Raw genomic sequence first — 22,750 nt, forward strand, 5'->3', positions numbered from 1 at the left:
GCACGAGCGGGCCCCGTGCTCGTGCTGAGCAGGCCCTGTGTGCGTTGAGCGAGCCGTGTGCGCGTTGTGCACGCGGGTGCGCGGAGGCTGGCGGAGACTGCATGAGACGTTGCACGAAGGGAGACCGGAGTGGCCCGGCATGAGCGCTGGAACTCGCTGCTCGAGCTGCTCGCGGACGCGGGCCAGCTGAGCGTCGAGGAGGCCGCCGTCCGGATGGACGTCTCCGCGGCGACCATCCGCCGCGACTTCGACCAGCTGGCACAGCAGCAGATGCTCACCCGTACGCGCGGGGGCGCCGTCGCGCAGAGCGTGAGCTACGACCTGCCGCTGCGCTACAAGAGCGCCCGGCACGCGTCCGAGAAGCAGCGCATCGCGGCCGCCACCGCGGAGCTGGCCCGGCCCGGTTCGATCATCGGGCTGAACGGGGGGACCACCACCTCGGAGGTCGCCCGCGTCCTCGCCACCCGCGCCGATCTGCAGGCCGACGGGGCCGCGCCCGGCATCACGATCGTGACGAACGCGCTGAACATCGGCAACGAGCTCGCCGTACGCCCGCACGTCAAGATCGTGCTCACCGGCGGGGTGCCACGGCCGCAGTCCTACGAGCTCACCGGGCCGCTGGCCACGGGGATCTTCGACCACGTCACGCTCGACGTGGCGATCCTCGGCGTTAACGGCGTCGCCGTCGAGCACGGCGCCACCTGCCACAACGAGGGCGAGGCCGACGTGAACCGGCTGATGGCCGACTGCGCCGACCAGGTGGTCGTGGTCGCCGACGGCTCCAAGGTCGGCCGCCGCGCGTTCGCCAAGATCTGCGACACGTCCAAGATCGACATCCTGGTCACCGACAGCACCGTTCCGCAGTCCGCCGTCGACGACTTCACCGAGGCCGGCATCCAGGTCATCCGCACCTAGTGCACCGCGCTTAGGCAGACCCGCGCTTAGCCGGACCGGGCTCAGGCGGACCCGCGGCTTAAGCGGACTCTTCGGGGCGGGGGTGGTCGCCGCCGCCTATCTGGTCTACGGCGTGGAAGAGGACCGGGCCGAGGACCGCAATGCCGTCGCGGACGCCGCCCGTTGAGCCGGGGAGGTTGACGATGAGGGTGCGGCGGGCCACGCCCGCCAGGCCCCGGGACAGGATGGCGGTCGGGACGGCGTCGCGGTTCTGGCCACGGATGGCCTCGGCGATGCCGGGGACCTCGCGTTCGATGATGAGGCGCGTCATCTCCGGCGTCTGGTCCATGGGGGTCAGGCCTGTTCCGCCGGTGGTCACGACCAGGTCGTACTCGGCCTCCACGGCGTCGCGCAGCACCTCGGCGACGGGCTCGCCGTCGGGGATCACGACGGGGCCGTCCACCTGGCAGCCGAGGTCCTGGAGGAGCTCGACCAGCACGGGCCCGGACTTGTCGGCGTACACGCCCGCCGCTGCCCGGTTGGAGACCGTGACGGCCATCGCGCGGATCATGAACGCCGCCAGACGCCGGTCTTGCCGCCGGTCTTCTCCTCGACGCGGACGTCGGTGACGGTCGCGGCCGGGTCGATCGCCTTGACCATGTCGATCAGCGCCAGCGCGGCGACCGTGACGGAGGTGAGCGCCTCCATCTCCACGCCCGTACGGTCGGCCGTACGGACCCGGGCCTCGATCGCCACCCCGGTGTCCTGAACGGCGAGCTCGACGGCCACGCCGTGCAGCGCGATGGGGTGGCAGAGCGGGACCAGGTCGGGGGTGCGCTTGGCGCCCATGATCCCGGCGATCCGCGCCACCGACAGCGCGTCGCCCTTGGGCACGTCGCCCGCGCGCAGGGCCGCGACGCACTCCTCCGACAGCCGGACGAACCCGGTCGCCGTGGCGGTACGGGCCGACACGTTCTTGGCCGACACGTCCACCATCCGCGCCGCACCCGACTCGTCCAGGTGCGTGAAACCGGTGAACTCCGAACCCATGGCACTCATGACGCCAACCTCGCCTTTCCCCACACGATCCGCCCAGCGCTCAGCACGAGCGTTCAGCTTGAACGGTCTAGCTGAGCGTGCTCAGCGCGAGCGCTGGCGCTCAACGTTCAGGGGTCATGATGGCAGGCTCAGGACCTCGACCTGTGAACCGGCGGGCAGGGTTTCGACATCCTCGGGCACGATGATCAGCCCGTTGGCGGAGGCGAGCGCGGCCAATTGGTGGGAGCCCTGGCCCTCGGCGGGCGCGACGGTGTAGGTGCCCTGGGAGAACGACAGCTTCCCGCGCACGAACTGCCGTACGCCCGCTCCGGAGGTGACGTCGGCGGCCAGGACGGCCGTCACCACGGGCAGCGCCGCGGGCGGCAGGCCCTGCATGGCGAGCAGCGCGGGCCTCACGAACACCTGGAACGACACGTACGCGCTCACCGGGTTGCCCGGCAGCGTGAAGATCGGCGTGCCCTCCAGCAGGCCGAAACCCTGCGGCTTGCCGGGCCGCATCGCGACCTTGCTGAACTGAACGGTCCCGACGCCGGTGAGGACCTCCTTGACGACGTCGCGCGCGCCCATCGAGACGCCGCCCGACGTGATCAGCGCGTCGGCGCGCATGAGCTGGTCTTCCAGGGTCTCCAGGACCTTACGCGGATCGTCCTCGACCATGGTCTGCCGGTAGCCGACCCCACCCGCCTCGATCACGGCGGCGGTGAGCATGAAGCTGTTGGAGTCCCAGATCTGGCCGGGCGCGAGCGCCGTTCCCGGCTCGCGCAGCTCGCTGCCCGTGGACAGCACCACGACGCGCGGCTTCGGCCGTACGAGCACACGGGCCCGGCCGACCGCGGCGAGCATGCCGATCTGGGCGGCGCGCAGGCGGGTGCCCGGACCGGCGACGATCTGCCCGCCGACCACGTCCTCGCCCGCGCGGCGGATGTAATGCCCGGATGGCGCGGAACGGCTGATCCGTACGGACGCCGTTCCCCCGTCGGTCCACTCGACCGGGATGACCGCGTCGGACCCGGCGGGCATCGGCGCGCCCGTCATGATGCGGGCGGCCAGGCCCGGCCGGATCGCCGATACGCCCGAGTCGCCCGCCGCGATGTCGCCGATGACCGGCAGAACGGCCGGCTCCGCCTCCGACGCCGTCGCGACGTCGGAGGCCACGACCGCGTAGCCGTCCATGGCCGAGTTGTCGAAGGGCGGCAGCGGTACGGGGGCGGCGACCTGCTCGGCGAGCACCGCCCCTTCGGCCTCCATCAGCGCCAGGTCCAGCGGCGGCAGTACCGGGACGTTGCCCAGGATGTCCGCCAGATGCTCGTCGACCGTTCTCATCCCCGGGACCCCTCAGTCGTTCGCGTCATCACGGGACGGGCAGTCCCTATGTCGTACGGCAGGACGGCAATCCCCTGCGGGCTGCGCGAAACCGCATGCGCGCACTTATGCCGAGGCGCACGGATGCCGGAACGCGTAGCTCGCAGCCATCACGAGCCGGTGTACCTGCAGCCCGCGCAGGACGTGTCCCTGCGTACTGCGGCAGAGACCTGCGTACTGCAAGCAGAGACCTGCGTACTGCGGCAGAGAACGGCAGGACAGCAGTCCCGCGTTCTCTGCACTAACACCGTCCCTGCGCACCCACCTGGGCGGCAAGCCTCCGCGCCGCGTACGACGAGATGACGTCCATACGCCCCTCGCGCCGCTTCAGGCCCCTCGCGCTGCTTCAGCGCTGCTTCAGCGCTGCTTCAGGCCCCTCGCGCTGCTTCGCGTTGCGCTTCGGGACCCCGGCTCGCGCCGGTCGTCGTCAGGAGCTGGCGGAGGTGCCCTTGTCGTGCTGGGCCACGAAGTCGCGCAACCAGGTCATGAACTCGTCGCCGAGGTCCTGGCGTTCGGAGGCGAACTGCACCACCGTGCGCAGGTACTCCAGCTTGTTGCCCGTGTCGTAGCGCCGCCCGCGGAACTTCACGCCGTACACGCCGCCGCCCTCCGAGGCAGGGGTGTCGGCCAGCGTACGAAGGGCGTCGGTCAGCTGGATCTCGCCGCCGCGGCCGGGCGCGGTCTTCTCCAGGACGTCGAAGACCGCGGGGTCGCAGACGTACCGGCCGATGATGATCCAGTTGCTCGGCGCCTCGTCCACCGGGGGCTTCTCGACGAGGTCGGTGATCCGCACGACGTCCGCGTCGCCGGTGTCCTCGATCGCGACGCAGCCGTACGCGGAGACCTGGTCGGGCTCGACCTCCATCAGCGCCACGACGCTGCCGCCGTGCTGCTGCCGGACCTCGATCATCCGGGTGAGCAGGTTGTCGCGGGCGTCGATCATGTCGTCGCCGAGAAGCACGGCGAACGGCTCGTGGCCGACGTGCTGGCGGGCGCAGTGCACCGCGTGGCCGAGGCCGCGCGGCTCGCCCTGCCGGACGTAGTGCATGATCGCCAGGTCGCTGGACTCGCGGACGGCCGCCAGCCGTCCCTCGTCGCCCTTGGCGCGGAGCGCCTCCTCCAGCTCGTAGGCCCGGTCGAAGTGGTCCTCGATGGACCGCTTGCTCCGCCCGGTGATCATGAGTACGTCGGAGAGCCCGGCCGCGACCGCCTCCTCGACGACGTACTGGATCGCCGGCTTGTCGACGATGGGCAGCATTTCCTTGGGGGTCGCCTTGGTGGCGGGCAAGAATCGTGTACCGAGACCGGCCGCCGGGACGACCGCCTTGAGTACTGGTTCGATGTCGGCCATGCAGAGACCCTAGCCACAGAGAGCGAGCAAAACGTGCACCAGCCTAAGAGGGAGGCTGAAATCTCACTAAGAAACTCGACAAAGAGCGAGCAGCGGCGTTCCTTGATTGCGGCCCGTAATGGAATGAGCACTGAGGAGCGGTCCGCGGCAGCGCGCGCGCTACGCGACGCGGTGCTCGACGCCCCCGAGGTTCAGATGGGCGGCACGATCGCCGCGTACGCCTCGTTCGGCACCGAGCCCGACACCGCCGGCCTGCTGTTCGCGCTGTGGAAGCGCGGCACCTACGTCCTGCTGCCGCGGCTGCTGCCGGACGGAGATCTGGACTGGGCGTCGTACGAGGGTCCCGACTCGCTCGCGCCGGGCCCGCACGGCTTCCTGGAGCCGACCGAGACGCCGCGCGGCGCGGGGGCCGTGGCCAGCGCGGACGTGGTGCTGGTCCCGGCGCTGGCGGTCGACCGGAGCGGCATGCGCCTCGGTCGCGGCGGCGGATCGTACGACCGGGCGCTCGCCCGCGTCGGCCCGGCCATCCTCACGATCGGCCTGGTGTACGACGCCGAGCTCGTCGAGACCCTGCCCGCCGAGCCTCACGACCACCGCGTGCGCGCCGTGGCCACCCCCTCCGGAGGCCTGCACCGCTTCCCCTAGGCTGATGAATCCTTGATCGCGCCGCTTCGACCGAAGCGCCGGGCTCTGGAGGTACGACATGACGGCGCAGTGGCGGATCCTTTCCCTGCCTCCGCTGGACGAGGGCCTGGTCAGGGCCCTGTTCGCGCAGCTCGGCGACGCCGCGGAGATCACCTTCCCGGCGACCCGTGACCGCGCCGGGCTGCACGCCGCGCTGGCCGACGCCGACATCGTGATCGGGGACTTCACCGGCGAGCTGGCGCTCGACGCCGAGGCCGTGGCGGCCGCGCCCCGCCTGGCCTTCGTTCAGCAGCCGAGCGTCGGCACCGACAGCCTCGACCTGGACGCGCTCGCCGCCGCCGGGGTGCCGGTCGCCAACACCGCGGGCTTCAACTTCCGGGCGGTCGCCGAATGGGCGGTCGCCGGGGCGTTCGCGCTGTGCCGTCACCTCGCCTGGGGCGACCGGAAGGTACGCGAGGGCAAGTGGCCGCAGATGGAGCTGATCGCCGGCCGCGGCCCCCGGGAGATCCACACGCAGCGGATCGGCATCGTCGGGTACGGGGCGATCGGCGCCGAGACCGCGCGGATCTTCCAGGCGCTCGGATGCGACGTCTCGTACTGGTCGCGCAGCCGCCGTCCGGAGGCGTCCGCGACCTACTGCGAGCTCGACGATCTGCTCGCCCACTCGGACATCCTCGTGGTCGCGGTGCCGCTGACGCCCGAAACCCAGGGGCTGCTGGGCACCGAGAAGCTGGCGCTGCTGCCGGAGGGCGCGTTCCTGGTGAACGTGGCGCGCGGCGGAATCGCCCCTGATGACGCCGTCCTGGCCGCTCTGGAGTCGGGTCGTCTCGCCGGGGCCGCCCTGGACGTCTTCGACCAGGAACCGCCGCCCGTCGACAGCCCGCTCCGCACGCACGAGAACGTTCTGGCCTCCCCGCACACCGCCGGCGGCACGCGTACGTCGCAGATCGCCCTGGTGACCAAGGTCCAGGCCAACGTGACCGCCGCCGTCGAGGGCCGCCCGGTGATCGACGTGGTGAACGGCCTACCCCCCGAAATCAAGCGCCGCTAAACCCGCTAACCCCGCTTCCCGCTTCCCGCTTCCCGCTTCCCTCCTCTCTTCCTCCCCGCCCCCACCCAAACGGCCCGGCGTACGGCTCGACTCGGCTCGGGCGGCGGTTGTCATGGGTATTCAGGTGTGACCGGCGGGTCAGTGCTGCCTCGGCGCCGACCTCCGGGTTCGGTCACGAAAGCCGTGATCGGACAGTCACAAATATGTGATCTGTACGTGAATCTGTACGATCTCTTAACGATCAGTCCGTTACGACCCTGCGAAGGGTGGGATGTGCAGCTCGATCTCTGGCTACTCTTCGGGGCCTCGCTGGTACTCTGCGCCATCGTCGCGGTCCGGCTCTCTCATTGGGCGGGACTGCCGACGCTGCTCGCCTACATGGGGCTCGGCCTGCTCATCGGCGAGTCCGGCCCGTTCCACATCAACTTCGACAACGCCGAGCTCGCCGAGACGCTCGGGCTCGCGGCCCTGGTCCTGATCCTCGCCGAGGGCGGCATCACGACCAACTGGCGTTCCGTACGCCCATCGGCGCCCGCGGCGCTCGCCGTCTCGACGGTCGGAACGCTGATCAGCATCGTGGTGGTGGCCGTCGCCGCCAACTGGCTGATCGGGCTGAACTGGCAGCTGGCGTTCCTGCTGGCCGCCGTGCTCGCGCCGACCGACGCCGCCGCGGTGTTCTCGGTGCTGCGCCGATTGCCGCTGCCCTCCCGCCTCACCGGCCTCCTCGAAGCCGAATCGGGCTTCAACGACGCGCCTGTCGTGATCGTCGTCGTCACGCTGAGCACCGCCCACGCGACCATGCCGAACCTGGCCGAGCTGGCCGGGGTGATGGTGTACGAGCTGATCGCGGGCGGTCTGGTCGGCTTGGCGATCGGCTGGCTCGGCGCGTACGCCCTGCGCAGCGTGGCCCTGCCCGCCTCCGGCCTCTACCCGATCGCGGTGCTGTCGCTCGCGGTCGGCTCGTACGGCGCCGCCACGTTGCTGCACGCCAGCGGGTTCCTCGCGGTGTACGTGAGCGCGCTCGTTCTGGGGAACGCCAGGCTGCCGCACCGCCCCGCCACCCGCGGATTCGCCGAGGGCATCGCGTGGCTGGCCCAGATCGGGCTGTTCGTGATGCTGGGCTTGCTGGCCTCCCCCGCCGATCTGCCCGCCCAGGTGTGGCCCGCGCTGGTGATCGGCTTCATCCTGCTGCTGGTCGCGCGGCCTTTGTCGGTGATGCTGTCCACGATCGGCTTCAAGCTGTCGTTCGGCGAGAAGATCTTCGCCTCGTGGGCCGGGCTGCGGGGCGCGGTGCCGATCGTTCTCGCCACGATCCCGATGGTGAAGGAGGTCGAGGGCGCGGACCGGCTGTTCGCGATCGTCTTCAACATCGTCGTGGTCTTCACCCTGCTCCAGGGGCCGACGCTGCCGCTGGTGGCCCGCTGGTGCCGCCTCGAGAGCGACGAGCAGGCACGCGAGCTGGACGTCGAAGCCGCACCCCTCGAGGAGCTGCACGCCGATCTGCTGGAGGTCCGGGTACCGCCCGGCTCGCGGCTGAGCGGCGTGGAGATCTTCGAGCTGCGCCTCCCCCAGGGCGCGTCGATCACCCTGGTCGTACGGGATGGTGAGAGCTTCGTTCCGGAGTCGACCACCGCCCTGGAGGCCGGTGACACCCTGCTGGTCGTGACCACCGCCGCCGTACGCGAGGCCGCCGAACGGCGCCTCCGCGCGGTGAGCCGGCGAGGCAAGCTGGCAGGCTGGTTCGGCGAGAAGGGGATCTGAGAAAGATCCAAGGAAATACGCCCTGGGCGAATCGCGTTCCAGGTATCGGTACCATTAGCAGTCGTTCGAAGTGAGTGCCAGCCCCCGAGGCTGAGTCAGCGAGGAGGAACCGTGCCGACGTATCAGTACGTTTGCACCGAGTGCGGCGAGCCTCTGGAGGTCGTGCAGAAGTTCAGCGACGACGCGCTGACCGAGTGCCCGAACTGCAGCGGAAAGCTGCGCAAGGTCTTTTCGGCCGCGGGCATCATCTTCAAGGGCAGCGGCTTCTACCGGACCGACAGCCGGGGCTCCGGCAAGTCGTCGTCCACGGTGGGCGCCTCGTCCTCGTCGAACGGCAAGTCCGAGTCCTCGAGCGGCGGCTCCTCGGACTCCAGCTCCAGCTCGAGTTCGAGTTCGAGCTCCAGGAGCGACTCGTCCTCGTCGTCCTCCAGCTCGGGCGGTACGAGCAGCTCCGGCGGCTCAAGCGAAAAGGTCGCCTGACCCACACGTTCTTCAGGACCGTGGACGGCCCTCTGTGGTGCCGTCCATGGTCCCTTTGCCGCTCCAAGCCCGTTCGGCAAGGTCGTGAGGACCGCCTCAACAAGCACCGCGTAAGGCGCCCCGCGCCCCCGAAGAGCTGACCGGATCCGGCCGAGCGCCGCCCGATGCTCAATCAGCAACCAATCGTCCGCGCACAGCGCCGCGTACTCCAAAACCATCGGCAGATAGTCGGCCGGCTCATCCTCATCCACAGTCAGGCCCACCCCCCGATAAAGCTCCCCCAACCGAGCCAACATCGCCCGCCGCGCGCCCCACGCCGTTTCCCGCAGCGCCTCTCGCCCCGCGTCCTGCCACACGCTCGGCTCCGGCTCGCGCCGTGCGGGCCGTCCTGCCTCGCTCCCCGCGCCCCACGCCGTTCCCTCGGCCAACTCGCTGTAGTGCGTGAGATGGAGGGCCTCACCGCCGCATGCGTCCAGGTATTGGACGGCGAGACCTACAGGCGGCGTACGGTCGACGTGGTCGAGGAAGGCGTGCAGCAGGCCACGCGCATGCCCCTCGGGCAGCTCTGAAACCGCCGCACGCAGCATCGGCCGGCGATCGTAGAACCGCTGGTCAGGGTAGGTAAGTAGCAGCGAGGCAGCTCGCCACACCACGACGTCCACTTCTCCCCCCGTTCATGCCGAAGTGCCCGCGCCAGCGATCATTCCCGTCACGAAGCGCACCTAAGCGGACACGTATCGAACAGGTCCCGAACGGGGTTAGCGCCCGCCCGCAATCCGGCAGAACCCACCCGCACCCCGGGCCGCCTCCGCCCGCAGACCTGGCCACGTCACCGCCCGTACACCCATTGATGTATGGACACCCCGCTCTGCCCATCAAGAGATGTAGCCGCGTTGACTTCTCACGCCCGATGACTGGCCGCAAGGACACAAGTCACGATCAAGCCAGGTCGAATGAGGAGGCCGGGATGACGCAGGGGCAGGGCACAGAGGGCACGCGGGGCGGCAGGCCCCGGCGGCCGGTGGCAGTCCAGGGCGGCAGGCTCCGGCGGCCGGTGGTAGTCCAGGGCGCCCTGCGTGCAGTCCGGGGCACCCTCCGGCGGTCCACCGCAACCGGCGCCGGCGCACGACAACGAGCCCGCAACAGATCCACAGCAACCGGTGGCCCCGCCGAGGCCAGCAGTTGGTCAGCGCCGACCGGAGGCAGGCCCATCGACAAGCCGGCTGCAGCTGAGCGTGGGCTGTGGCGGGTGTGTCGGGGGGTCCTTGGGGGTTCCTCGGGGGGTAGGTCAGGGGTCTCTCAGGGGGGTTCCCGATACAAAAGCGCCCTTGCAGCAAGGATTCTCGACTGGAAGCTCGTTTTTAGAGAGAGTTCGCGATACTACTTGACAACTCTCTAGAAGCGAGACAATCTGGCCACATGTCGGGCTCACGACATATCTCGAAGTCCACTGTTGCAGGAGGGGAACGATGAGCGCACCCAGGCAGGCCGCCCCGGGGGGCTGGGCGCACCGCTTGGCCGGGCTGGTCTCGGGCAGGCGTACGAAATGGGCCGTGCTGGCCGTATGGGTCGTCCTGCTGGCGGCCCTCGGGCCGCTGGCGGGCAAGCTGAACGACGTCGAGAAGAACGACGCGGTCAACTGGCTGCCGAAGAGCGCGGAGTCCACCCAGGTCGTCAAGCTCCAGGACCAGTTCCGCAAGGACGAGACGATGCTCGCGGTGATCGTCTACGAGCGTTCCGGCGGCGTGACGGCGCAGGACCAGGCCAAGGCCAAGGCGGACGCCGTCGCGTTCGGCAAGGTGCAGGGCGCCGAGAAGGTCCAGGGGCCGTTCCCGTCCAAGGACGGCAAGGCGCTCCAGACCCTCGTACCGATCGGGCACGAGGAGGTGACCGACGCCGTCGACAGCGTGCGCGACATCGTTAAGCGCGGGCCTCCCGGGCTGAACGCGCACGTCACCGGCCCGGCCGGCAGCGGCGCGGACATGTTCAAGATCTTCCAGTCGCTGGACGGCTTCCTGCTGATCGCCGCCGGGCTCGTCGTGATCGTCCTCCTTCTGATCATCTACCGCAGCCCGCTGCTGTGGATCGTCCCCGTGCTGAGCGCCGTGTTCGCCCTCGGCCTCTCCCAATCGGTCGTCTACCTGCTGGCCAAGAGCGCCGGGCTCACCGTGAACGGCCAGAGCGCCGGAATCCTGACCGTCCTGGTCTTCGGCGTCGCCACCGACTACGCGCTGCTCCTCGTCGCCCGCTACCGCGAGGAACTGCACCGCCACCAGGACCGCCACGAGGCCATGGCGTACGCCCTGCACCGCGCGGGCCCCGCGATCATCGCCTCCGCCGCCACCGTCGCGATCGGCCTGCTCTGCCTGCTCGTCGCCGACATGAACTCCACCAAGGGCCTCGGCCCGGTCGCCGCCGTGGGCGTCATCACCGCCCTCGCCGCCATGACGACCCTGCTGCCCGCCCTCCTGGTCATCTTCGGCCGGTGGATGTTCTGGCCGCTGATCCCCCGGTACGACGCCAAGTACCTCGACGCCGAGGCGTACGAGGCCGAGCACGGAATCTGGAACCGCGTCGCCCGCCTCATCAGCGCCCACCCGCGCGTCATCTGGGCCGTGACCTCGATCGGCCTGATCGCCATGACGCTCGGCCTCGGCGCCCTGAAGACCGACGGGCTGTCGAACGCCGGTCAGTTCACCAACAAGCCCGACTCGGTCTCCGGTTCGGAGATGGTCGCGCGGCACTTCCCGGCCGGGTCCGGCAACCCCGCCGTCGTCATCGCCGACGCCCCCGCGTCCGCCCAGGTCGCCCGCGCCGTCACCGCCACCCGGGGCGTGGCCGAACTGAGCCGCCCGGTCGCCGCCAACGGCCGGGTCATGTACGAGGCGACCCTACGCGACCCCGCCGACAGTGCCGCCGCGATGAAGACCATCGACCGCCTCCGCGACGCCGTCCACGCCGTACCGTCCGCGAACGCCAAGGTCGGCGGCAACACCGCCATCGGCCTGGACACCAAGCGGGCCGCGGCGAGCGACAACAAGCTGATCATCCCGATCGTGCTGGGCGTCGTCCTGCTGATCCTCGTCCTGCTGCTCCGCGCCCTCGTCGCACCGCTGCTGATGATCGCGACCGTGGTCCTGTCGTTCCTCGCCTCGCTCGGCGCCAGCGCGCTGATCTTCAAGCACGGCTTCGGGTTCGAGGGCAGCGACGCGGGCTTCCCGCTGCTGGCGTTCATCTTCCTGGTGGCGCTCGGGGTCGACTACAACATCTTCCTCATGCACCGTGTCCGCGAAGAGTCGCAGGCCATCGGCACCCGCCGCGGCATCCTGCGCGGCGTGACCGTCACCGGCGGCGTCATCACCTCCGCCGGCCTGGTCCTCGCCGCGACGTTCGCCGCCCTGGCCACCCTGCCGCTGGTGAGCATGGCCGAACTCGGCTTCGTCGTCGCCTTCGGCGTCCTGGTCGACACGATCATCGTCCGTTCCCTGCTGCTGCCCGCCCTGTCGTACGACCTGGGCCGCCGCATCTGGGCCCCCAGCCGCCTGGCCAAGCCCCACGCGGCCGAGTCCACGGAGCCGAAGGTCCTCGACCCGGTCTCCTAAAAGCTCCCCGGGCCCACCACCCCACCCGCCGGGGGCCCGGAGAGAGAGGTCGGCCGGGTCCCATCCCAGGGGACCCGGCCACCTCGTCCACCCAGCCCCCTCCCCCCTCACGTCACCGAGCCTCCCCACCTACCTAACCTGACCGGGCCCGACCACCTCACGCGGCCGGGCTCTCTCACCTCCCGCGACCGCCTCTCGCCTCCCGCAGCCGACCGCCCCTCGCCTCCCGCGGCCGGCCCCCTCGCTTCCCGCGACCGGCTCGTCCGCCCCTGCCCTGCGACCGGCTCCCTCGTCTCCTCCCACCCGAGCCGTTCCGCCTGCCGCGACCAGCCCCTCCCGCTCCCTCCAGCCGTCCCAAGCTCACCGCCGACGGCCGCACCCTCTCGTTGCCTCCGGCCGTGTCCTTCCACCTCCTGCAACCGGACCCTTCCACCTCCTGCAACCGGACCCTTCCGCCTCCTCCGGCCAGCCCTTCCGTCGCCTCCGGCCGGGCACTTCTCTCCTCGCATGACCGGGGTCTTTCGGAGTTATCCACAATCCGAGCCGCCTCTCCCGTCCGTCCCGTTCGGGTGGCTAGTGTCGGCGCCATGACCACGCAGACAGCGGAGTTCGGAGTCATCGGTGGCTCCGGCTTCTACTCCTTCCTCGACGACATCGACGAGGTCCACGTCGACACCCCGTACGGCGCACCCAGCGACCGCATCGCGATCGGCACGCTGGGCGACCGCAGGGTGGCGTTCGTCCCCCGCCACGGCCGCGACCACCGGTATCCGCCGCACAAGATCCCCTACCGCGCCAACCTCTGGGCGCTGCGTTCCCTGGGCGTACGGCAGGTCCTGGCCCCGAGCGCGGTCGGCGCGCTGACCCCGACGTACGGCCCCGGCACGCTCGCGATCCCCGACCAGTTCGTCGACCGAACGAGCGGCCGGGCGCAGACCTACTACGACGAGGGCGCCGCGATCCACGTCTCGTTCGCCGACCCGTACTGCCCCACAGGCCGCGCCGCCGCCGTGAAGACCGCCGCCACCGCGGGCTGGGAGCCCGTCGACGGCGGCACCCTTGTCGTCATCGAGGGCCCGCGCTTCTCCACCCGCGCCGAGTCGCAGTGGTTCGCGGCGCAGGGCTGGACGCTGGTCGGCATGACCGGCCACCCGGAGGCCGTCCTCGCCCGCGAGCTCGCCCTCTGCTACACCCCCGTCTGCCTGGTCACCGACCTCGACGCCGGCATCGAGGAGGGCGAGGGCGTCACGATGGACGAGGTCTTCCGCGTCTTCGGCGAGAACATCGGCCGCCTCCGCACTCTGGTCACCGATCTGGTCCAGGCCCTCCCCGCCGAACGCACCTGCCCGTGCGGCCACGCCCTCGACGGCATGAAGCTCCCCCTGGAGCTCCCATGAACGCCCGCTTAGCCCGCTGGCGCCGGCCGCTGGCGGCCCTGTCCGCCGCGGCCGCCACCGGCTTCGCCCTCCTGGCCCTCCGCCCCGGCCCGCCCCCGACCGTCCAAGTCCTGGCCGCCGCCCACGACCTCCGCGCCGGCGCCACCCTCCGCCCCAGCGACCTCACCACCGTCGCGCTCCCATCCCCAGCAGTCCCCACCGGCGCCTACCGCCCGACCCCCACCCATGCAGCCGCGCCCCAGCACCCCCCGAACACAATCACCACCTCCAACCTGAACACCCCGGCCACCACCACCCTGAGCACGCCCGCCACCACCACCCTGACCACACCGGCCGTCGCCACCCCGAGAACCCCGACCATCGCCAGCGTGGACGCCCATGCAGCATGTGCGGACGCCCATGCAGCATGTGCGGAAGCCGACAGAACATGCGCCGCCGCCGAGACGCCACACACGGACGCCACACCATCTGGCACAGACGCCACGGCAACTGGCACGGAAGCTGCGTCAGCTGACATGGCCACGAAGGCAAACACGGATGCCGGCCTCGGCGCCAGCGCCTTGGACTGGGATGGCAGAAGCCCACTCAACCGCACCCAGAACACCCCCACCGCACGCATCAGCAAGGGGCGTCCGGGCGCCAAGAGCACCGGCAGCGCTGGTGGAGCCATCAACGTGCCGACCGCAGAGTCCCCACTTGCGGGAGCAGATTCAGCGCGCGCGGGCTTCGCGACTGGGGCCACAACCGTCGGCAGCCGGGTGTGGTTGGCGGAGAGCGAGGCGCCCGGTGCGGGCGGCGTCGTGGGGAGGGTGCTGGCGGGAGCCATGCGGCGTGGGGAGGTACTCACGGATGCGCGGCTCGTTGGCGCTGGACTGTTGCAGGGGTACGGCGCGGGCGTCACGGCGGTGCCCGTGCGGATGGCCGACGCAGGGGCCGTACGGCTGCTGCACCCCGGAGATCGGATCAACATCCTGGCCGCTGCGGACGCGGCTGATGACGCGACGGACGGGCTGCTCGGTGGCCTGCCTCCAAATGGAGACACACCTGGAGATGAGGGCACGCCTAGCGGTGGAGCTGCGCCTCGGAGCGGGCAGGCACCTCACGACGAGGACGCCCCTCAGAACGGGCATGGGCCTCAGGTCGGGGACGCGCCCCTGAGCGGGAGCGCACCCCAGGCTGGCAGCACCCCTTCGAGCTGGCACGCACCTCAAAGTGGGGGCGCACCCCTCCCGTACGGTCGCGCTCCTGCACGACACCGGCCAGCAGCACGACCTGCTCGCCGATCCGGCCCTCATAGAGAACGCGGTCCGGGAGGGCCTGCGCGTCTCGACGGGCGCGCGCTCCAAGATGGAGGCACGCTTTCGAGCGGGCACACATCTCGGGGCAGGCACGCCCCTCGGGGCGGGAGCGCAGCGCCGGACGGGAGCGCACCGCCGGACGGGAGCGCACCGCCGGACGGGAGCGCACCGCCGGACGGGAGCGCACGCCAGGTTGGCAGCGCGGCTTCGGGCTGGCCCGCGCCTCAGAGCAAGCACCCGCCTCGGGCCGGGGGCGCACCCTGGGACGGAAGCGCACCCTCGGGCAGGGACGCGTCTCAGAGCGAAGGCGTGCCTCCAGGCAGGAATGCACCTTGGGGTGGTGGCACCGCTCAGAGTCAGGACGCGGCTTCGGCTGGGAGCGTGTCTCAGGGCAGGGACGCGGCTTGGGGCGGGAGCGTTCCTCGGGGTACGGACGTCTCGGGGGTGGTGATGGTGGCTCGGGAGGTGCCGGTCATCGTGGTGCCGCGAGGAGCGAGTGGAGAGGACGGGGCGCTGGTGGTCGTGGCGGCGTCTGCGAGACAGGCGGCGGCTATCTCGGCAACCTCGGGCCGATCAAGATTGTCGTTTACTATCGTGGGTAGCTAACGGTAAGTAGCCGATCGGTCACGATTTAGGGGTCTGATGGAAGGCTTCAAGAAGTTCCTCCTGCGGGGAAACCTCATCGACCTGGCGGTCGCGGTCGTCATCGGCGCCGCGTTCAGTTCGCTGGTCAACGCGCTGGTGTCCTCGTTCATCACGCCGCTCATCGCGGCGATCGGCGGGAAGCCCGACTTCGCCCACATGTACTTCACGATCAACGGGGCGAAGTTCACCTACGGGGTGTTCATCAACGCGCTGATCTCGTTCATCATCATCGCGGCGGTCATCTACTTCCTCGTGGTGAAGCCGGCGAGCATGTTCGTCGAGCGGTTCACCAAGGCCGTCGAGGCCAGCGAACGCGACTGCCCCGAGTGCCTCAGCGAGATCCCGGACAAGGCCACCCGCTGCAAGTTCTGCGCCTCGGAGGTCACCCCGACCGCAGCCTGAATCGCCCCTAATTACCCCTTGTTGGGATTTCGGGCAGTAACCTTCCAGCTTTGTCGTGTCACAGAGCGGAAGGGCATCACCACGTGTCGGGCTTCAAGAAGTTTCTGATCAGGGGCAACCTCGTCGATCTGGCGGTCGCCGTGGTCGTCGGCGCCGCGTTCAACGGCCTGGTCAACGACTTCGTCAAATCGTTCATCGGGCCGCTGCTGGCGCTGGTCGGCGGCAAGCCCGACTTCACGAACCTGGCCGTGAAGATCAACGGGACGCCGTTCCCGTACGGCGTCTTCCTGACCTCGGCGATCTCGTTCCTCATCACCGCCGCGATCATCTACTTCCTGGTCGTGCTCCCGATCGCGAAGCTGCTCGAACGGATGGCCCGCAAGGAGGAGGCCACCGAACGCGAGTGCCCGCAGTGCCTCAGCGAGATCCCCATCAAGGCCTCCCGCTGCCGCTTCTGTACCTCGGTGCTGGACGACGCCGCCGTCCCCGCCGTCTGAACGTTCATGAGCCGCCGAACCGGGTAAGAGGCCGACCGGTAACCGACCCCTCACCCCCCGCAAGGAGCTTCTCTATGGGCGGCTTCAAGTCATTCCTGATCCGCGGCAATCTCGTCGACCTCGCAGTCGCGTTCGTGGTCGGAGCGGCATTCGCGACGCTGGTGAAGGACTTCTCGACGTCCTTCATCGCGCCGCTGATCGCCCTGCTGGGCGGCAAGCATGACTACACAAGCCTCGCGTTCACGATCCACGGCACGAAGTTCCCGTACGGCGTCTTCGTCACCTCGGCGATCTCGTTCTTCATCACCGCACTGATCGTCTACTTCCTGCTGGTGTCGCCAACGGCCAGGCTGCTCAAGCGCCTGGACCGCAACAAGGTGGCGGCCGAACGAGAGTGCCCGCAGTGCCTCGCCGACATCCCCGTCCGCGCCCGCCGCTGCCAGTTCTGCACCTCCGAAGTGGTCCCCGCCACCCACGCCCCATAGCCACTGCAATCCAAGCCTCAGACCCCGCATCCAGGCTCCTGCCCTACAGTCCCGTGGCCTCGACCGCCCAGTCGCCCGTGACCCGGCCGTCCCGCCCCCGAGGCCCCGGCCACCCAGTTCTGGGACAAAGCTCTGTGGTCCCGGTCGCACAGGCTCGGTTGCGGCCAGGGGTCCTTGCCTGCCGCACGTGGCCGCGTCCGCCGGGGCTACGGAGGAGACCTGCTGAAGCGCGCGGATCGCACCAAGAACTAGCGACAGCGCGGGCGCCCCGCCACCCGGGTTCCAGACACCTGGGCGCCATGGTCTCTTTGAGCAAGCCCACCAAAGAACGCCCTGCCGACCCACCGTCAGCCGGGACCTCGGGCCAATCGGTCGCAGGCCCCGAACCAGCCAGCCAAAGGCCCCAGGCCCACCCGTCATAGACGCCGGGCCGACCGGTCGTCGGATCCGGGCCAGCGAGTCGCAGGTCCCGGACCAGCCAGCCGTGGTCCGGAGAACGAGTCTCGGGCTAGGCAGCCGTGGGCCCAGGACAGCCGGCCGGAAGCACGGCGGGTCGGCCAGCCGTGGGTCCGGGGGCGAGCCGGGGGTTAGGTTGTCGGACCTGCCGGTCGTGGGCCAGATTGCCGTTGGGTTCAGGGCAGCCGGTCGGGGGCGTGGTGGGGCGACTGGTTGGGGGGCTTGGGTTAGCGGTTGGGGGGTTAGTCGCTGTTGGTGTCTTCGGTGCCGAATTCCCAGTGCCAGGGCTCGAAGGGGTTGCTGTAGGCCCAGGCGGGGTGACGCCAGCCGTAGGTCTTGGCGTGGGAGACCATCCAGTTGAACTGGACGGAGCCGGAGCTCTGGACGCCGCCGCAGAAGTCGACGGCTTGGCCCTTGCCGTGGTTGCTGGTGCCTGGGACCGCGGCGAAGCCTGGGCGCTGGACGTACACCCGCTGCTGGTCGGCCAGGCTGCGGTAGGAGGAGGTGACGCACATGTCGTGCCCGAAATGCTTCTTCCACGCGGAGTTCAGCTTGTAGAAGGCCAGCGCGGCGTCGGCTCGGAGTTCGTGGCCCTTCTGGGGCAAGGGGCACAGGTACTTGCTCGGGATCAGACCGTTCGGGTACTTCTTGGCGTCCGACGCGAGGTCCTTGTCGCAGCCCAGTTCGAGCCTTTTGTCGCGGTCCACGCCCATCTTGTTGAGCATCGCCGTCAGCTGCTTGGTCAGCTGGGCCGACTTGTTCTTGAGCCCGTCGATCTCCTGCTGCAGTTTGGTCTGCGCCACCGCGTTCTGCGACTGCAGGTCCTGCGCCGCCGACGACAGTTGCTGCTTGCGCCGCTGCAGGTCGTCGGCCTGCCGTACGAGCGCGTCCTGGCCGTTCGCCATGGCCGTCACGTCGGCCGTCGATCGGAGGGCGGCGTCCGGCGAACCGCCGCCGAAGATCGCCATGGACCCGGCCGAGCCCGGCTGCTGATACGAGGCGTTCGCCAGCGCTGCGAGCGGTCCGCGGATCTTGTTGAGGGCCGCCTCCGCCTTGCCGAGGTCCTGCAGGGTGGCGCGCAGCTTTCCCTGCGACTCGTTCAGCGCCTTCTTGCGGCCCTCCATGGACTTGGTGACCTTCTCCAGGTCCTTGCGGGCCTGGGAGGCCTGCCGCCGCAGAGCGTCGAGGGGGTTGCCCTCACGCGCCGCGGCTCTTCCCTGCGCCACGGGCGCACCGATCATCGTCATCACCAGGAAGACCGCGGCCAGCGAAGCCGACCGAGGGGTTGGCACGTGGGTTCCTCCCGATGCCTCAAAGCGTTTCAGCCGCAGGAACGCTACTACAGGTTCCTGAGTGACCTGTGTGTAACGGTCTCAGCGGAGTGAGTAACCGTGGTGCTGGCACCATCGGCGCAGCATAGGGATGTCCTCCCACCCTTGCGGGCACGGCTGCTTTGCTTTCGGCGGCGGCGACGGCCTGCGGGTGGGACTGGTCCGGGGTTTGGGCGTGGGTGGAGGCGGCGACGGCTTGGCGGCCGGCTTCGGCGGAACGTACTCACCGAACGTCGGATGGTTCTTCGGCACGACCGGTGAGGGCGCCACCAGAACGGCCGCACCCGCCGCATCGGGACGGTCCCCCGAGGAACCGGAGCCGCGAAGCCCCACGAAGAGCCCCACCGCCAGCACCGGAACGGCCACCCCGGCACCGACGAGGATCCGCCGGCGCACAGAAGTGCCGCCCGCTTCATCCTCCCGATGCCGACCCGTCACGGCACCGAAGCGTACCGATTGGAACCCCATCAGGCCTATAGCCCCCACCCAACACCCGGGCCACTCCCTAACTGAGGAGCGATCGGTCCACCCGTTCCCCTACTCTGTATGTGCCGTCCGCTACGCTCGTCCGGCGAGCGAACGACAGGCCTCCGTAGCTCAGGGGATAGAGCACCGCTCTCCTAAAGCGGGTGTCGCAGGTTCGAATCCTGCCGGGGGCGCTTCCTGACATCCCAGTCTTGATCATGACCCGTCTCAAAGGTTACGTCCCCTCTCCATCCGGAGATTCCTGGTTCGTCCCTGCGCTCATGCAGCGTTCCTGACCTCCAGCCAACGACCTGGAAGGCCTCCACGCCTGCCTTCCATATTGATCGGCTCGCCGAGGTGGCCGGCAGGGACCAGGCTGATTCGATGTCGTGGCCAGCAGGCTTCCCCGACCGTGGCGCCGCCAAGCTGCCTGCTCGCACACAAGCAGGCCAGCGTCCCGGTCGTCGGTGTTCTTGAGAGCCGTACGCGCCGTGCCCCACCGAAACCCGCACGAAGGCCGTCAAGATCGACCGAGATCCCACCGGAGCAGGCGACGGCCAGAGAGCTCTCGCGACCTGACCACGGAAACCACGGCAGGGTCCAACGCCGGGAGCAGCGCCGCCCGTCCTGGTGAGGACCTAGGGCCCGTATAAACCGCTACTTCAGCGGTGGATGTGGCGAGTACGGTGTGGCTATCGCCGGTGATCGCGTGCAGCGGCGGCTCACGGAGACAGACGCGGACGCGAAGGAGCGAATGGTGCCAGGCGCTGTGCTGCGAGGGGTGACGCTGGACTGTGCCGACCCGCAGACGCTGGCGGACTTCTACGGTGCACTGACCGGGATGCGCGAACTCTTCAGCGCGGACGAGTTCGTCGCTCTGACCGACGACTCCGGCTGTGATCTGGGATTCCAGAGGGTTGACGGATAACGGGCTCCGCAGTGGCCGGGTCAGGACGTGCCACAACAGCTCCACCTGGATTTCCGCGCTGACGACCTCGATGCGATGGAAGAGCTGGCCCTGGGACTCGGCGCGGCCAAACCGGACCATCAGCCCGGCGACGGACGCTGGCGGGTACTCCTGGATCCGGCCGGCCACCCCTTCTGCCTGACGTCTTCCTGACATCACCGGCAGTGCCAGGTATCCCCCGTCAGACGCCGTAGCGCCCAGGCTTGGGCGAGCGGTTCATCAGCTGCTGGCCGCCTCGGAGAGGCATAGCGTCAGATGTGCTGGTCACAGCCACTCGTTGATGGCCGCGGTCGAACTTCGGCGGAAGGCCGCTCCGGGAGCCGCGTTTCCTTCGGTTCCGGGCCTGGTCGGCCTTGACCGGGATGGCGCACACGGCGCTGGTGACACGCAGGTTGCTGCGGGTCACCCGGCCTTCCTTCCTCAGATCATCATTCCGGTAATGGCGCCTAGCGCCTTCGGGAGCGTGCTCCGCATTCGGGGTTTCTCGCGGACGACTGCTTTTAGCAGGGGAAATATGCCCTGCATTGCTAAGAGGGCCGGAACGGTCACAGATCCCGACTTCATGCATGAAGTGCTGGAGCCCTTGGGGTTTTGTGATCAGGGCTGGGCCAAAGGGCTGTCATTGAGCTAGCGGTGGGAGAGGGGTTTCGGTCCTGCCTTTGGGGCACGGAAAAGGGTTCGCGCGGGGTGGGCGGGGCGGGGCAGCATGGGGGCGGCGGCGATGTGGCGGGAGGGCGGTTGTCTGTGTTCGGGGTACGAGGTGGCGTCAAGGAGGATCCGTCGCCCCGGAGGCGGGCAGTCGTGCTGGCGCTGCGCTACTACTGTGGCATGCTGCGCCGCCTGTGGCGGATATCGGTTCTCGCGACGACGCTTCCGGCGCTCGGGAACACCTGCATTTACTACCTGTCGCCGCTTGTGGTGGCCGCGCTGGTGGGGCACCTGGCCGGTGGCGGGGAAAGCGATTTCGGGGCGCTTCTTCCGTATGTCGCGGCTTTCGGCGGGCTGATGCTGGCGGGCGAGACGTTGTGGCGGTTGGGGATTCATTTTCTCAACCGGACTGACGCCCGGGGCATCGAGTTGCTCGGCAACCTTGGTATGGACGAGTTGCTGGCCAAGGACGCCGCGTTCTTTCACGACAACTTCGCCGGGTCGCTGACCAAACGGATTCTGAACTTCTCCGGCGGGTTCGAGCAGTTCACCGACACCCTGACGTTCTCGATCATGGCGAACGTGATCCCGCTGGGGTTCGCTTCAGTGATCTTGTGGCGCTACCACCCGGTCCTGGTTCTGGTGCTGGTGGTGTTGATCTTCGTGACGGGTCTCCTCGTCGCGCCGTTCATCCGCCGGAGGCAGGCGCTCGTGGACGAACGGGAGGCGGCCAAGGTGCGGGTGTCGGGCCATGTCGCCGACGTGCTGACCAACATGGAGACGGTGCGGGCGTTCGCTGCGGAGGACCGGGAGGCCACCGAGTTCCGGCAGCGGGCCGCCGAGCAGGCTCGCCTGTCGCTGCGTTCCTGGGACTACGGCAACCTTCGCGTCGACACGATCGTCGCGCCGATGTCGATCCTGACCAGTGTCCTGGGGCTGCTCGCCGCGGCGGCGCTGCGCGGCGGCCTCGGGGTGGAGGTCATCGTGGTGACGTTCACCTACTACTCAGGCGCGACCCGGATCATGTTCGAGTTCAACCAGGTCTACCGGCGGATGGAGAGCACGCTGACGGAGGCCGCGCAGTTCACCGAGCTGATGCTGAGCCCGCCCGCCGTCGTGGATCCGCCGGACCCGCAGCCGCTCAGCCCGGCAGGCGCGGCCGTCCGTTTCGAACGGGTGCATTTCGCGCACGGGAGCGGTCCGCCGTTGTTCGAGGCACTGGACCTGGAGATTCCGAGCGGTGCCAAGATCGGCCTGGTGGGGCGGTCCGGCGGCGGCAAGACCACCCTCACCCGGCTGCTGCTGCGGCTCATGGACGTCAACGGCGGCCGGATCGTCATCGGCGGCCAGGACATCTCCCAGCTGAGCCAGGCCGACCTGCGCAGCCTGATCGCCTACGTGCCGCAGGAGCCCGCGATGTTCCACCGATCGGTGCACGACAACATCGCCTTCGCACGGCCGGGGGCGACGGAGGCCGAGGTCCTCGAAGCGGCGCGGGCGGCCCACGTCACCGAGTTCGCCGAGTCCCTTCCGGACGGCTTCGACACGCTGGTCGGCGAACGGGGCGTCAAGCTCTCCGGCGGCCAGCGGCAGCGGCTAGCGCTCGCCCGGGCTATCCTGCGCGACGCCCCGATCCTGCTGTTGGATGAGGCGACCAGCGCGCTGGACTCCGAGAGCGAGATCCTCGTTCAGGAGGCGTTGTGGCGCCTGATGAGCGACCGTACGGCCATCGTCGTCGCGCACCGTTTGAGCACGGTGGTACGCATGGACCGCCTGATCGTCCTCGACCGTGGCCGCGTCCTTGAGCAGGGCACCCATCAGGACCTCCTCCGCGCCGACGGCCCTTACGCCCGTCTCTGGCGCCACCAGTCCGGCGGATTCCTCACCGAGGAAGACACGGAGGAAGCCGCCCTGGACCACCTTGACCCCCGCCCGGCCTGACGCTGCGTTCGGG

The 22,750-nt window shown here is 69.5% G+C and carries 17 protein-coding genes, 1 tRNA gene and 1 pseudogene; 14 read left to right on the plus strand and 5 right to left on the minus strand.

The features are described from left to right. Positions 1-129: 129 nt before the first annotated feature. Positions 130-915: a DeoR/GlpR family DNA-binding transcription regulator gene (locus J4573_RS08725; protein ID WP_208254765.1), complete on the plus strand. Its 786-nt coding sequence runs from the start codon at positions 130-132 to the stop codon at positions 913-915. A gap of 58 nt (positions 916-973) precedes the next feature. Here J4573_RS08725 and J4573_RS08730 read toward each other — a convergent pair whose 3' ends face one another. From J4573_RS08730 to galU, 4 genes are all read right to left on the minus strand, one after another. After that, positions 974-1,465, minus strand: a complete 492-nt coding sequence (locus J4573_RS08730) for a MogA/MoaB family molybdenum cofactor biosynthesis protein (RefSeq protein WP_208254766.1) — start codon at positions 1,463-1,465, stop codon at positions 974-976. After that, complete coding sequence (moaC, locus tag J4573_RS08735; RefSeq protein ID WP_208255026.1) at positions 1,462-1,944, minus strand: cyclic pyranopterin monophosphate synthase MoaC; 483 nt, start codon at positions 1,942-1,944, stop codon at positions 1,462-1,464. Before moaC ends, J4573_RS08730 begins: the two co-directional genes overlap by 4 nt. A gap of 123 nt (positions 1,945-2,067) precedes the next feature. Beyond that, positions 2,068-3,276, minus strand: coding sequence for a molybdotransferase-like divisome protein Glp (gene glp / locus J4573_RS08740; RefSeq protein WP_208254767.1), 1,209 nt, complete (start codon positions 3,274-3,276; stop codon positions 2,068-2,070). Positions 3,277-3,742: 466 nt separating this feature from the next. Continuing rightward, positions 3,743-4,666 carry a UTP--glucose-1-phosphate uridylyltransferase GalU gene (galU, locus tag J4573_RS08745; protein ID WP_208254768.1) on the minus strand — a complete coding sequence of 308 codons (924 nt, stop codon included), beginning with the start codon at positions 4,664-4,666 and terminating at the stop codon, positions 3,743-3,745. Between the two features lie 60 nt (positions 4,667-4,726). Here galU and J4573_RS08750 point away from each other — a divergent pair, with 60 nt between their 5' ends. The 10 genes from J4573_RS08750 (at position 4,727) to J4573_RS08790 (ending at position 16,929) form a co-directional block, all read left to right on the plus strand. Further along, the gene (locus J4573_RS08750; protein WP_307796579.1) at positions 4,727-5,311 is read left to right on the plus strand and encodes a 5-formyltetrahydrofolate cyclo-ligase; all 585 of its coding nucleotides are present in this window, start codon (positions 4,727-4,729) and stop codon (positions 5,309-5,311) included. A 58-nt stretch (positions 5,312-5,369) separates the two neighbouring features. After that, positions 5,370-6,362: a 2-hydroxyacid dehydrogenase gene (locus J4573_RS08755; protein WP_208254770.1), complete on the plus strand. Its 993-nt coding sequence runs from the start codon at positions 5,370-5,372 to the stop codon at positions 6,360-6,362. A gap of 273 nt (positions 6,363-6,635) precedes the next feature. Then, complete coding sequence (locus J4573_RS08760; RefSeq protein ID WP_208254771.1) at positions 6,636-8,123, plus strand: potassium/proton antiporter; 1,488 nt, start codon at positions 6,636-6,638, stop codon at positions 8,121-8,123. 111 nt (positions 8,124-8,234) lie between these two features. Beyond that, positions 8,235-8,603: an FmdB family zinc ribbon protein gene (locus tag J4573_RS08765; RefSeq protein ID WP_208254772.1), complete on the plus strand. Its 369-nt coding sequence runs from the start codon at positions 8,235-8,237 to the stop codon at positions 8,601-8,603. Positions 8,604-9,040: 437 nt separating this feature from the next. After that, positions 9,041-9,172, plus strand: coding sequence for a hypothetical protein (locus J4573_RS55990; protein ID WP_307796558.1), 132 nt, complete (start codon positions 9,041-9,043; stop codon positions 9,170-9,172). Between the two features lie 900 nt (positions 9,173-10,072). Further along, positions 10,073-12,205, plus strand: coding sequence for an MMPL family transporter (locus J4573_RS08770; protein WP_208254773.1), 2,133 nt, complete (start codon positions 10,073-10,075; stop codon positions 12,203-12,205). Positions 12,206-12,792: 587 nt separating this feature from the next. Further along, on the plus strand, positions 12,793-13,602 hold the full coding sequence (locus tag J4573_RS08775; protein WP_208254774.1) for an S-methyl-5'-thioadenosine phosphorylase: 810 nt from the start codon (positions 12,793-12,795) through the stop codon (positions 13,600-13,602). A 1,940-nt stretch (positions 13,603-15,542) separates the two neighbouring features. After that, complete coding sequence (gene mscL / locus J4573_RS08780; RefSeq protein WP_208254775.1) at positions 15,543-15,947, plus strand: large conductance mechanosensitive channel protein MscL; 405 nt, start codon at positions 15,543-15,545, stop codon at positions 15,945-15,947. A gap of 83 nt (positions 15,948-16,030) precedes the next feature. Beyond that, positions 16,031-16,444, plus strand: coding sequence for a large conductance mechanosensitive channel protein MscL (gene mscL / locus J4573_RS08785; RefSeq protein WP_208254776.1), 414 nt, complete (start codon positions 16,031-16,033; stop codon positions 16,442-16,444). A 74-nt stretch (positions 16,445-16,518) separates the two neighbouring features. Then, positions 16,519-16,929 (plus strand): MscL family protein, encoded by a 411-nt coding sequence (locus tag J4573_RS08790; RefSeq protein WP_208254777.1) that lies wholly within the window; start codon positions 16,519-16,521, stop codon positions 16,927-16,929. Positions 16,930-17,627: 698 nt separating this feature from the next. Here the strand turns inward: J4573_RS08790 and J4573_RS08795 are convergent. Continuing rightward, positions 17,628-18,677 (minus strand): D-alanyl-D-alanine carboxypeptidase family protein, encoded by a 1,050-nt coding sequence (locus tag J4573_RS08795; protein WP_208254778.1) that lies wholly within the window; start codon positions 18,675-18,677, stop codon positions 17,628-17,630. A gap of 625 nt (positions 18,678-19,302) precedes the next feature. Here J4573_RS08795 and J4573_RS08800 point away from each other — a divergent pair. The 3 genes and pseudogenes from J4573_RS08800 (at position 19,303) to J4573_RS08810 (ending at position 22,737) form a co-directional block, all read left to right on the plus strand. Continuing rightward, a tRNA-Arg gene (locus tag J4573_RS08800) sits at positions 19,303-19,375 on the plus strand. 560 nt (positions 19,376-19,935) lie between these two features. Beyond that, a pseudogene (locus J4573_RS56640) lies at positions 19,936-20,301 on the plus strand (VOC family protein). Between the two features lie 648 nt (positions 20,302-20,949). Then, complete coding sequence (locus tag J4573_RS08810; RefSeq protein ID WP_307796560.1) at positions 20,950-22,737, plus strand: ABC transporter ATP-binding protein; 1,788 nt, start codon at positions 20,950-20,952, stop codon at positions 22,735-22,737. The last annotated feature ends 13 nt before the right edge of the window (positions 22,738-22,750 follow it).

Origin of the sequence: Actinomadura barringtoniae, from assembly GCF_017573505.1 — a bacterium.
Taxonomy (GTDB): Bacteria; Actinomycetota; Actinomycetes; order Streptosporangiales; family Streptosporangiaceae; genus Spirillospora; species Spirillospora barringtoniae.

Bases quoted from the DNA above. Each gene is read 5' to 3' on its own strand.
- J4573_RS08730 (WP_208254766.1), bottom strand. From the start codon at position 1,465: ATGATCCGCGCGATGGCCGTCACGGTCTCCAACCGGGCAGCGGCGGGC.
- glp (WP_208254767.1), bottom strand. From the start codon at position 3,276: ATGAGAACGGTCGACGAGCATCTGGCGGACATCCTGGGCAACGTCCCG.
- J4573_RS08770 (WP_208254773.1), top strand. From the start codon at position 10,073: ATGAGCGCACCCAGGCAGGCCGCCCCGGGGGGCTGGGCGCACCGCTTG.
- mscL (WP_208254775.1), top strand. From the start codon at position 15,543: ATGGAAGGCTTCAAGAAGTTCCTCCTGCGGGGAAACCTCATCGACCTG.
- J4573_RS08790 (WP_208254777.1), top strand. From the start codon at position 16,519: ATGGGCGGCTTCAAGTCATTCCTGATCCGCGGCAATCTCGTCGACCTC.
- J4573_RS08755 (WP_208254770.1), top strand. From the start codon at position 5,370: ATGACGGCGCAGTGGCGGATCCTTTCCCTGCCTCCGCTGGACGAGGGC.
- galU (WP_208254768.1), bottom strand. From the start codon at position 4,666: ATGGCCGACATCGAACCAGTACTCAAGGCGGTCGTCCCGGCGGCCGGT.
- moaC (WP_208255026.1), bottom strand. From the start codon at position 1,944: ATGGGTTCGGAGTTCACCGGTTTCACGCACCTGGACGAGTCGGGTGCG.
- J4573_RS08775 (WP_208254774.1), top strand. From the start codon at position 12,793: ATGACCACGCAGACAGCGGAGTTCGGAGTCATCGGTGGCTCCGGCTTC.